This window comes from Komagataeibacter xylinus (genome assembly GCF_031081985.1).
Lineage (GTDB): Bacteria > Pseudomonadota > Alphaproteobacteria > Acetobacterales > Acetobacteraceae > Komagataeibacter > Komagataeibacter xylinus_E.
The window spans coordinates 41,623-53,121 of record NZ_JARWSK010000007.1 but is presented as its reverse complement, the minus strand read 5'-3'; the positions used below and the strand labels follow the sequence as shown (position 1 = coordinate 53,121).

The window sequence follows — 11,499 nt, the reverse complement described above, 5'->3', positions numbered from 1 at the left end:
GGTCAGGCCGAGAGCTTTTCGGCCACGTCGTCCGGCACGTCAAAATTGGCGTAAACGGCCTGCACGTCATCATGGTCTTCAAGCGTATCGATCAGCTTGAACACGCTGCGCGCCTTGTCCTCATCGAGTTCGACGGTGTTGGACGGCCGCCAGTCCAGCTTGGCGGAAGCCGGTTCACCAAAACGGGTTTCCAGCGCGTCACGCACGGCAAAGAAGGATTCGACCGGGCAGGTCACTTCATGCATGCCGTCCACGGTCTCGACATTCTCGGCCCCGGCTTCAAGCCCGGCCTCGATCAGGTCGTCCTCGCTCGCGGCATCGAGCGGGTAGCTGATCACGCCCAGGCGGGTGAACATGAAGGAGACCGAATTCGTCTCGCCCAGCGAACCGCCATGCTTGGAAAACGCAGCCCGCACATCGGATGCCGTGCGGTTGCGGTTGTCGGTCAGTCCTTCCACGATCACGGCAACGCCTGCCGGGCCGTAGCCTTCGTAGCGGACCTCGGTGTAGTCATCGCCGCCACCCGCGCCGCTGGCCTTCTTGATCGCGCGCTCGACCGTATCCTTGGGCATGTTGACTTCACGCGCGGCCGAGATGGCGGCGCGCAGGCGCGGGTTCATGGCCGGATCGGGCATGCCTTCGCGCGTGGCCACGGTAATTTCACGGATGACCTTGGCAAACTGCTTGGCCCGCTTGGCGTCCTGCGCGCCCTTGCGGTGCATGATGTTCTTGAATTGGGAATGACCTGCCATCGTTCGTCCCTGATCGTGCTGTTCTTGTTACTGTCTTGTGTATCGGCCCGGGTGGGGCTGGCCGTTCAGACCAGCCGCCCGTGGCAATGCTTGTATTTCTTGCCCGACCCGCACGGGCAGGCCGCATTGCGCGAGACCTCGCCCCAGCTTGAGGGGTCATCGGGCATGATGGCCGCAGCCCCGATCGGCCTGCCCATGGCGGGGTCGGGCAGGTTGCCCGCCGCATCGGGCATGAGGCCGGGGCCCGGCTCGTTCTCCAGCCCCGGCACTTCGGGGTCGGAATGGATTTCGGCAACGCCTGCAAACGGGTTGTCGATGGGCGGCGGCGCGATTTCAACCCGCGCCATGGAGGAGGTCACGCGCGTGCGCAGGTGGTCGAGCATGGCGTGGAACAGTTCAAACGCCTCGTGCTTGAACTCGTTGAGCGGATCCTTCTGCCCATAGGCGCGCAGGCCAATGCCCTGGCGCAGCTGGTCAAGGGCGAGCAGATGCTCCTTCCACACCGCATCGAACGTGGTCAGCAGCACCTGCTTTTCCACAAACCGCATGACAGAAGGGCCAAAATTGGCGGCCCGGCTGGCCTGGGCCTGGGCTGCCGCCTGCTCGATGCGCTCGGTCACCACCGTGCCATCCACCCCATCTTCAGCCGCCCACTCGGCAATGGGCAGCGTGAGGTTGAGCACGGTCTGCACGTCGTGGGCCAGCTCATCCTTGAGCCACTGCTCGGGGAAGGATTTCTCGGGGATGCGGCGGGCCACGATCTCGTGGATCACGTCCTCGCGCATTTCGGTGATGATGGGCGAAAGGTCTTCCGCTGCCATGTATTCCCGGCGCTGGGCGTACACTTCCTTGCGCTGGTCGTTCATCACGTCGTCATATTTGAGCGTGTTCTTGCGCATGTCGAAGTTGCGAGCCTCGACCTTTTTCTGCGCGCGCTCAAGGGCCTTGTTGATCCAGGGATGGACGATGGCCTCCCCTTCCTTCAGGCCCAGCTTCTGCAGGATGTTGCCCATGCGGTCGGTGCCGAAGATGCGCATGAGGTCATCTTCAAGCGAGATGAAGAAGCGCGAATTGCCCGGATCGCCCTGCCGCCCGGCGCGGCCGCGCAGCTGGTTGTCGATGCGGCGGCTTTCATGCCGCTCGGTGCCGATCACGTACAGGCCGCCCGCCTTGCGCACGATATCGTGATCCTGCGCCACCCTGGCGCGCAGGGCCTCTTCCTGCCGGGCGCGTTCCTCGGGGTCTTCAATGCCGCCCAGCTTCTGGCTGATCAGCATGTCCACATTGCCGCCCAGCTTGATGTCGGTGCCGCGCCCGGCCATGTTGGTGGCGATGGTGATCGCCCCCGGCGCGCCGGCCTGCGCCACGATCTCGGCCTCGAGTTCATGGAAGCGGGCATTGAGCACGTTGTGCCGGATGCCATTGCGGCGCAGCAGCGAGGACAGATGCTCGCTCTTCTCGATCGAGGTCGTGCCCACCAGCACCGGCTGGCCTGACGTGGTGCTGATTTCCTTGATCAGGTTTGCCACCGCCTCGTATTTCTCGCTGGCGGTGAGATAGACTTCATCATCATCGTCCTTGCGGGCGACGGGCAGGTTGGTGGGAATCTCGATGACGTCGAGCTTGTAGATATCAGCGAATTCATCGGCTTCCGTCATGGCGGTGCCGGTCATGCCCGACAGGCGCGGATACATGCGGAAGTAGTTCTGGAAGGTGATGGAGGCCAGCGTCTGGTTCTCCTGCTGCACCTCCACGTGCTCCTTGGCCTCGAGCGCCTGGTGCAGACCATCGGAGTAGCGGCGGCCTTCCATCATGCGGCCGGTGAACTCATCGATGATGACCACCTTGCCGCCGCTGACGATGTAATCCACATCGCGCGTGAACAGCGTATGCGCGCGCAGCGACTGCTGCACGTGATGGATCACCGCCACGTTCTGGCTGTCATACAGGCCGCCATCATGCAGCACGCCTGCACCCCGCAGCAGTTCCTCCACCTGTTCGGCACCCTTTTCGGTCAGGATGACGGAGCGGAACTTCTCGTCCTTCTCGTAGGCTTCGGGGTCGGCTACGAGGGCGACCATCACTTCATCGACCGAGCGGTAGAGGCCGGAGCTGTCCTCGGCCGGGCCGGAGATGATGAGCGGGGTGCGGGCCTCATCGATCAGGATCGAATCGACTTCATCGACGATGGCATGGTGGAAGGGCCGCTGGACCATGTCTTCCACGCGGTATTTCATGTTGTCGCGCAGGTAGTCGAAGCCGAATTCGTTATTGGTACCGTAGGTGATGTCGGCGCGGTAGGCGGCGCGACGCTCATCCTCGGGCATGTTGGGCACGACCACGCCCACGCTCAGGCCAAGGAAGCCATACAGCCTGCCCATCTGCTCGGCATCGCGGCTGGCGAGGTAGTCGTTCACGGTCACGACATGCACGCCCTGCCCCGCAAGCGCGCTGAGATAGACGGCAAGGGTGGCGACGAGGGTCTTGCCCTCGCCGGTGCGCATTTCCGCAATCTTGCCATCATGCAGCACCATACCGCCAATGAGCTGCACATCGAAATGGCGCATGCCGAGCACGCGCTTCGCCGCCTCGCGGCATACAGCAAAGGCTTCGGGCAGCAGGGCGTCAAGGCTTTCGCCCTTGGCGATGCGGGCGCGGAATTCCGGGGTCTTGGCGGCAAGGGCTGCGTCATCGAGCGCCTGAACCTGCGGCTCGAGCGCATTGATTGCGGGCACACGCCGCTGATACGATTTCAGCGCCCGGTCATTGGCGGTTCCGAACAGGGCGCGGGCAATACTGGCGAACATGAAGACCTTCCCGGAATGACATTCCCGCACGCCCGCACACAATAACTGGCGGGGACGGGGCAGGCGTGCGGATAAAATTCTCGCGCGGAGACATGAGATAGGACCCACGCCGCCACGGGTCAACCGATGGCGCGCGGCGGCATGGAAAAAGCGGGGGAAAACGGCCATCCGCCATACGGCCCTTGCAGGGCGGGCCGCCCTTCGCCATGATGCCCGCCGAACGCGTTCATAACTAGGGTTTTTTGCACATGCGGACTATCAGTCCGGCAAAGGCTGTCGCAACGATGGCCCTGCTTGCTTCCTCTTTCATCATTCCTCCTGCAATGGCGGCCTCCCCCGCGCCGGCGGCGCCCGCCGCCCCGGCCACGGCGGACCAGAATCCGCTGCTCGCCAGCGTGAACGGGCAGGACATCCGCCTCAATGACGTGCGGCAGGCCATGGCCACGATGCCCGAGCAGCTGCGCAAGCTGCCCGACAACATCATCGTGCCGATCCTGCTCAACCAGCTCGTTGACCAGCGCGCCATCCAGCTTGCCGCCACCAAGTCCGGGCTCGACAAGCAGCCCGACGTGCAGCAGCAGATGCAGCAGGCCTCGCAGGGTGCGCTGCAGAATGCCTACCTGTCGGCCCAGGTCGCGCCCACCCTGACCGATGATGCGGTCAAGGCGTATTACGACAAGAACTACGCCAACAAGCCGGGTGCAGAAGAAATCCATGCCCGCCACATCCTGGTCCAGACCGAGGCCGAGGCCAACGACGTGATCAAGCAGCTCAAGGGCGGCGCCGATTTCGGGCAGCTGGCCACCAAGCTGTCGAAGGATCCCGGCTCGGCCAAGCAGAATGGCGGCGACCTGGGCTGGTTCAAGAAGGGCGACATGCTGCCGACCTTCTGGGATGCGGCATCGGCCATGCAGCCCAACAGCTTCAGCCAGACCCCGGTGCACACCCAGTATGGCTGGCACGTGATCCAGGTGCTGGGCAAGCGCACCGCCCCCACCCCCACGCTTGACGCAACGCGCGACCAGATCCGCCAGAAGCTGATCCAGGACGGCGTGCAGAAGGCGGTTGCCAACGCGCTGGCGCAGGTCAAGGTCGTGCGCTACGGCCCCGACGGCAAGCCCCTGCCTGAAAACCAGCCCGCCCACTAAAGGCGGCCTGCCGCGCGGCGGGGCCCATGCCCTGCCGCGCCATCCGAGTTTTTCCCCGTCCCTGCACCGGAAGCCGACCGACCATGGCCAAAGCCCTGCCCGTCTCCCCCCTTGCCCAGCCCCTGCCCGAACTGCCGCCGCTGGCTGGCGTGCGTTTTGGCGCAACCGAGGCCGGCATCCGCTACACGGGGCGCACCGATCTGGTCATGGCTGAATTCGCGCCGGGCACCACGGTGGCGGGCGTCTATACCAAAAGCAAATGCCCCGGCGCCCCGGTGGACTGGTGCCGCGCCGCCATGGCCGATGGCCGCGCCCGCGCGCTGGTGGTCAATGCGGGCAATGCCAATGTCTTTACCGGCCGGGCCGGGTTTGAAGCGACGCAGGCCAACGCGGCCGATGCCGCCCGCCTGGTCAACTGCGCTGCCAGCGAGGTGTTCCTCGCCTCCACCGGCGTGATTGGCGAGGTCCTGCCCTACCAGAAGATTTCGGCCGCCCTGCCCGGCCTGTACGCAACCCTCTCGGCTGATGGCTGGGCGGATGCCGCGCGTGGCATCATGACCACCGACACCTTCCCCAAGGCCGCGACCCGCACGGCGAAGATTGGTGAGACCACGGTGCGCATACAGGGCATTGCCAAGGGCAGCGGCATGGTCGCCCCCGACATGGCCACCATGCTCTCCTTTGTCGCAACCGACGCGAAGCTGCCTGCCAGCGTGCTCCAGTCCTTCCTGACCGAGGGCGTGAACCGCAGCTTCAACTGCATCACGGTGGATTCGGATACCTCCACCTCCGACATGGTGCTGCTGTTTGCCACAGGCCAGGCCGGCAATGCCGAGATCACCGACCCCGCATCACCCGCGCTGGCCCATTTCCGCGCGGCCCTTGATTCGCTGCTGCTGGAACTGGCCCTGCTCGTGATCCGCGATGGCGAGGGGGTGACGAAGATGATGCATGTTGTCGTAACGGGCGCCACCTCCGATGAATCGGCCCACAAGGTTGCCATGGCCGTGGCCAACTCGCCGCTGGTCAAGACCGCCGTTGCGGGCGAGGACGCCAACTGGGGCCGCGTGGTCATGGCGGTGGGCAAGTGCGGCGAGCCTGCCAACCGCGATACGCTCTCCGTCGGGATTGGCGGCACATGGATCGCCGAAGGGGGCACCGTGGTGCCCGACTATGACGAAACCCCGGTCGTCGCCCACATGAAGGGCAAGGAAATCGAGATCACGATCGACCTTGGCCTGGCCAACGGTACGGCGCAGGCATGGGGCTGCGACCTCACGCATGGCTATATCGACATCAACGGCTCCTATCGCAGCTAACAATTACTGATAAAAAACAAAAGTTTCCGGGCGCGGCCTTTTTTCAAAAAGGCCGCGTTCCTTTCGACGCTTTTTGAAAAAAAGCCTCACCAAAAACTTTCTTCTGTTTTTATACAGTCGCCCTGCCTGATGGACGGCGCTTTTTTCCCGCTTCCGCTTCGCACCGGGCAGTGGCATTGCTGTACGGGTGAACTCCTTGGCAGCAAGACAGGAATGCCCTGCATGACGAACCCGTTTTCCCGCCCTGCCTCCCCCACCGAGATCTGGACCTATGCCGGGTTCTGGATGCGCGTGGTCGCCCATGTAATCGATGGCATCATCCTGTGGGCGGTGCTGGGGCTCATGGGCCTGCTGCTGGTGCCGCCGAGCCTTTCAGTATCGATATTCGATCCGCAATCGACGGGCGGCAGCGGTGGTGACTACCGCATCTCCTACATCGAACCCGCAGGCTACACGCAGGCCGACTACACCATCGTCTCGAGCATGCCCCACCTGCACTGGAACGGGAACGGGCTGTTCGAGCTGGCGTCGATCCTGCTGCCAGCGCTCTATTTCATCATGTTTGAATCCTCGCGCTTCCAGGCGACGCCGGGCAAGCTGGCCTGCCAGATGCGCGTGACCGACCTTTATGGCAACCGGATCACGCCGCTGCGGGCCGCGGGGCGTTATTTTGGCAAATACCTCTCGGCGCTGCTGCTTGGCATTGGCTTCCTCATGGTCATGTGGACACAGCGCAAGCAGGCGCTGCACGACATTCTGGCAGGCACCTGCGTGATCCGGCGCGAGGCCCGCGCCCTGGCCCCGCAGCCGCCCCAGTGGGGCTGAAAAACGCAAAAAAGGCATGCCAAGAATGCAACCATGCAGGCTTTGGCAATCTTTTGTCCTGATATTGCATGCTTTCAGGCGGTAGGATGGCACACCCCGCGCCCACGCACGGGCGGGGGTGCTGTGTCATTCGACAGGGGAGCCTGAACCCGCTGCGGCGGGGTTTTATATTTTCAAGGAGGTGAACAATCGGCATGTCCGCCCATTTCACGACGCACGCCCATCCCGTATCCAGACAGTCCCGACGGGGCGGCATCCTGACAGTGCTGGCGGCTTTCCTGCTCGCCCTCCTGCCCTGCATTCCCCACGCCCATGCTGCCGATCCCGGCACCGCCGCCGCCCAGGCCACGGGGCAGACCATCACCGCCCAGCAGGCCCAGCAGGTGCTCTCGGTGATGAACGACCCGCAGAAGCGCGAGGAATTCACCAAAACCCTTGATGCCATCGCCAAGGGCCTGCCCGCGCCGACCACCCCTGCCGCGGCACCCGCCCCTGCCCCCGCCAAGAAGGCCGCCGCCGCCAATTCCGACGTGGAAGTCGAACCCGGCAGCATCAGCAGCGAAACCATGAACGAGCTGGGCCATATCCGCGATGTAGCGCTCAAGCAGGGCCAGAACTTCATGGCGCTGTTTGCTGATCTGGCCTTTGTGGGAAGGTGGGTTCACTCCATCCTGTCCAATGCGGATTCGCGCCAGATCCTGCTTGATGCGATGGGCCGCGCGGGCATCATCTTCATCCTCGCGCTCGTGGCCGAGCGTGGCCTGTCCATCGTGCTGCGCAAGCCGCTGGCCAGCGTGACCGCGCGCGCCGTGGCCACCGAGCAGCGCCTCAACCAGCGCCTCGCGCGGGAGGATGCGGCGGATGCCAACCAGCCCGCCCCCCCGCCCGCCACCGCCGCCGATGCCCAGGCCGAGCAGCAGACCGAGCAGACCCGCGAGCAGGATGACCGCCAGCAGCATGAAACGCTGCGCATCATCACGCGCATTCCCTTTTCGCTGCTGCATTTCCTCATCAAGCTGCTGCCGGTCGCGCTGTTCTTCGGGCTGGGCTATGGTGCCTCCGCCCTGTTCACCACCACCAACCAGGCGGCGATGGTCACCATCACGCTCACCAACGCCTATGTCATCGCGCGCGTGATCTACCTGCTGCTCGAGACCGTGTTCGTGCCGCACTCGCCCACCATCCGCCTGTGCAGCGCATCCGACGCGACAGCGCTCATGGTCACGCGGTGGTGGAACTTCCTGGTGGCCGCACCGTCCATCGTGGTCTGCCTGTCCACGCTTGGCGGCGTGTTCCACATGCCCGCCCGTGGCACCGAGGCCATCATCCGCGCCGTGGTGCTGATCGAGCATATGCTGATCGCCATCTTCATCTGGCGCATCCGCCACCATGTGGGTGCCGCACTCCAGCCCTCGGGCCGCCTGCGCGAGAAGCCGTTCTGGATGTTCGTGGGCAAGATGGTCCGCTTCTGGTGGATCCCGGCCATGTTCTTCGACTTCGCGCTGTGGCTGGTCTGGGCCACCCAGATCCAGGGCGGCTATGCCTGGATCCTGCGCACCCTGTCGCTGACCATCGTGGTCATTCTGGGCGCACGGCTGCTGTCGGTGCTGGCCTTCAGCGTGCAGAACAAGATCTTCCACGTGCCCGAGGCGACCGAGAAGCGCTATCCCGGCCTGCAGGCCCGCGTGGACTACTACTACCCCATGGCGCGGCGCACGCTGTCGGTGCTGCTGGTGTTCTTCACGGTCGTGCTGCTGCTCCAGTCCTGGGGGCTGCCGGCCATCCGCTTCTTCGTGCATGGCTCGCTGGGCACCAAGATCGTGGGCGCGATGCTGACGATCATGATCGCCTACACCATCGCCATCGTGGTGTGGGAAGTGGCCAACGCCACCCTGCAGAACCAGATCACCCGCTTCGAGACATCGGACCAGGCTTCCCGCGCCACACGGCTGCGCACGGTGCTGCCCATCATCCGCACGGTGCTGCTCACCTTCATCATCATCATCGTGACCGTGACCACGCTGTCGCAGATCGGCATCAACGTGGCCCCGCTGCTGACGGGTGCGGGCATCATGGGTGCGGCCATCGCGTTCGGTTCCCAGAGCCTGGTCAAGGACTTCATCACCGGCTTCTTCATGCTGGTTGAAAACGCCATGCAGGTGGGGGACTGGGTTACGGCGGGCGCCGTGTCGGGCACGGTGGAGCACCTGTCCATCCGCACGCTGCGGCTGCGCGCGGTCAATGGCGACCTGCACATCATCCCGTTCTCGTCGGTCACCTCGATTGCCAATACCTCGCGCGATTACAACCTCGTGGTGGTCAGCTTCATGCTCGACCTGTCGGAAGACCCGCACCGGGTGGCCGCCATCTTGCAGGATGAACTGGCGATCCTGCGCAAGGACCATGTCTATGGCCCGCTCATCAAGTCGGATTTCTCCTTCCTCGGGCTGGAGCAGGCCGATGGCAATGGCTCCAAGTTCCTTGGCTCCATCCGCACCGCGCCGGGGTCGAAGTGGAAGGTCTACCGCGAGTATTACAGCCGCCTGAGCGCGCGCATGGTGAAGGAGCAGGTCAAGTTCCCCACCCCCACCTCGCTCAACCTGCTGGCCAATGGCCCGACTGGCACGCTGCGCATGAACATGGAGGAGAACTTCCCCCGCGCCGCCCTCGAGAAGCCCGCGCAGCCTGAAGCCGGGAATGACGCACCTGATGCACCCAAGGCTGAAGGCGCAAAGGACGCCGCCCCCAAGGCCAACCCTGCGCCAAAGGGAAGTGACTCCACCCATGGCTGAGGATACAGCGGACGTACTGGCCCATCTTGAGGCCCCCCTGCGCGCGGATGGCTTTGCCTTCGTGCCCGCGGGGGCCATGCGCGCCCTGCTGGGCCAGCAGGCCGTGGCGGACTGGGCCAGCTTTGCTGCAAGCTGGAACCGGCTGGGGCTGGACCGCTACATGGCCGATGGCGGTCGCTACCGCCGCCGCCGCCATGCCACCTTCGCCATCAGCGCCGAGGGCATAAGGCGCAAGAAGCACCAGCCCCACTACCAGAGCCGCGACTATAACGAGCTCAATGGCGGCATCGAGCGCTGGTTCCGCGCCATCGAGCCCGAGATGGGCAACCACCCCGCCCTGCTGGCCATCCTGCAGCTCATGCACCGCATCGTGACCGACCTGAGCGAGCCGGCAAGCCAGCCCGACGTGTGGCATACCGAGGTGCACCAGTTCCGCATCGAGGCGCTGGAGAACAGCCCCGGCCAGCCCACGCCCGAGGGCCTGCACCGCGATGGCGTGGACTGGGTGATGGTGATCATGGTGCGGCGCGAGAACGTCATGTCGGGCGAGACCTCCATCCATGACCTGCAACGCACACTGCTTGGCGGCTTCATGCTCGACCAGCCGCTTGATACGGCAGTGGTCAATGACAACCGCGTCTATCATGGCGTGACGGCGGTGCGCCCCCTCGACCCCACCCGCCCGGCCTACCGGGATGTTCTGGTCGTGACATTCCGCCATCAATGACGCAGGCCGGGTGTGGGCAGGCAGGGCCGTGGCGGCGCTTTGCCCTGCTGGCCGGGCTGGCGATGGCGGTGACGGGCGGCGGGCTCTACCTGTTCATCGTAACCGTTGACCCGTGGAACATCCTGCCCTTCTCGCCGCCTCTTGCGCGCATACCCGTTACCTCCAACGCGCGCTACACCATGCCCGCGCTGGCGCGCGCGCCGCAGTTTGACTCCGTCATCATCGGCACCTCGACCAGCCGCCTCATGCAGCCTGCCGTGCTGGGGCCGCCGCTGGGCGCGCATTTTCTCAACATGGCCATGAACAGCGCCAGCCCGTGGGAGCAGTCGCGCGAACTCGACGCTTTCCTGCACGCGCACCCGGCCCCGCGCATTGTCCTGATCGGCATCGATGCCGCCTGGTGCCACCCCCGCCCCGGCAGCCTGAGCGGCCCCAACCGCCCCTGGCCGGAATGGATGTACGGCCACCCCGCATGGACGGGTTACCTGCACATGGCCAGCCTGTATGCCCTGCAGGAGGCGGCCAATGAATTCCTGTGGCTGGCAGGCCGCAAGGCCCAGCGCTTTGGCAGTGATGGCTATACCAGCTTCGTGCCGCCTGACAGCCAGTACGACCCCGCCCGCGTGCAGGCCATCTTCAGCCGCTGGGCACCGGCGGACAACACCCCCGCCCCGCCCGGCATGGCCGACACCCCGCCTGCGGGCATGGACCTGCTGGCCGGCATGCTGGCTCGCATGCCTGCCACCACGCGGCGCGTCGTGTGGTTTCCGCCTGCCTCCACCTTCCTGCACGGCACGCCGGGCAGCGTGGCCGATGCGCGGCTTGCGGCCTGCCGCCTGGGCGTGCGCCAGATTACAGCGCCCCGCCACGACACGCTCGTGCTCGACTTCAACCAGGACACCGCCCTGACCGGAAACCGGGATAATTTCTGGGATCCGCTCCATTACCGCCAGCCCGTGGCCAGGCGCATCATGGCCATCATCACCACCGCCATCACGACCGGCCATGTGGACGACCCGGCGGTGGAAATCTCTCCCGCCCACGCGCCGCCCTGAGCGCGGGCGGGCCAAAGCCATGCGCTCCCATCGCGGAGCCTTCACGGCAGCGGGGCTTGTGCCGGGCGGGTCAT

General features: G+C 65.1%; 8 protein-coding genes. 6 read left to right on the top strand and 2 right to left on the bottom strand.

Annotation, left to right across the window (positions count from 1 at the left end; all coding sequences use genetic code 11):
- Window positions 1-2: 2 nt before the first annotated feature.
- Together QEG70_RS13480 and secA are read right to left on the bottom strand one after the other, a co-directional pair.
- Window positions 3-752: a YebC/PmpR family DNA-binding transcriptional regulator gene (locus QEG70_RS13480; RefSeq protein WP_130730713.1), complete on the bottom strand. Its 750-nt coding sequence runs from the start codon at window positions 750-752 to the stop codon at window positions 3-5.
- 65 nt (window positions 753-817) lie between these two features.
- Window positions 818-3,559, bottom strand: a complete 2,742-nt coding sequence (gene secA, locus QEG70_RS13475; protein WP_308721146.1) for a preprotein translocase subunit SecA — start codon at window positions 3,557-3,559, stop codon at window positions 818-820.
- A gap of 284 nt (window positions 3,560-3,843) precedes the next feature.
- Between secA and QEG70_RS13470 the strand changes: the two genes are divergently transcribed.
- The 6 genes from QEG70_RS13470 (at window position 3,844) to QEG70_RS13445 (ending at window position 11,425) form a co-directional block, all read left to right on the top strand.
- Complete coding sequence (locus QEG70_RS13470) at window positions 3,844-4,707, top strand: peptidylprolyl isomerase (protein ID WP_308721145.1); 864 nt, start codon at window positions 3,844-3,846, stop codon at window positions 4,705-4,707.
- A gap of 83 nt (window positions 4,708-4,790) precedes the next feature.
- Window positions 4,791-6,026 carry a bifunctional glutamate N-acetyltransferase/amino-acid acetyltransferase ArgJ gene (gene argJ / locus QEG70_RS13465; RefSeq protein ID WP_308721144.1) on the top strand — a complete coding sequence of 412 codons (1,236 nt, stop codon included), beginning with the start codon at window positions 4,791-4,793 and terminating at the stop codon, window positions 6,024-6,026.
- A gap of 222 nt (window positions 6,027-6,248) precedes the next feature.
- A complete protein-coding gene (locus tag QEG70_RS13460; protein ID WP_308721143.1) occupies window positions 6,249-6,851 on the top strand; it encodes an RDD family protein in 603 nt (200 codons plus the stop codon).
- Window positions 6,852-7,045: 194 nt separating this feature from the next.
- A complete protein-coding gene (locus QEG70_RS13455) occupies window positions 7,046-9,643 on the top strand; it encodes a mechanosensitive ion channel domain-containing protein (RefSeq protein ID WP_308721142.1) in 2,598 nt (865 codons plus the stop codon).
- Window positions 9,636-10,370 (top strand): 2OG-Fe dioxygenase family protein, encoded by a 735-nt coding sequence (locus QEG70_RS13450; RefSeq protein WP_308721141.1) that lies wholly within the window; start codon window positions 9,636-9,638, stop codon window positions 10,368-10,370. Before QEG70_RS13455 ends, QEG70_RS13450 begins: the two co-directional genes overlap by 8 nt.
- The gene (locus QEG70_RS13445; protein ID WP_374762608.1) at window positions 10,367-11,425 is read left to right on the top strand and encodes a hypothetical protein; all 1,059 of its coding nucleotides are present in this window, start codon (window positions 10,367-10,369) and stop codon (window positions 11,423-11,425) included. The genes QEG70_RS13450 and QEG70_RS13445 overlap by 4 nt, the downstream gene beginning before the upstream one ends.
- Window positions 11,426-11,499: the final 74 nt, after the last annotated feature.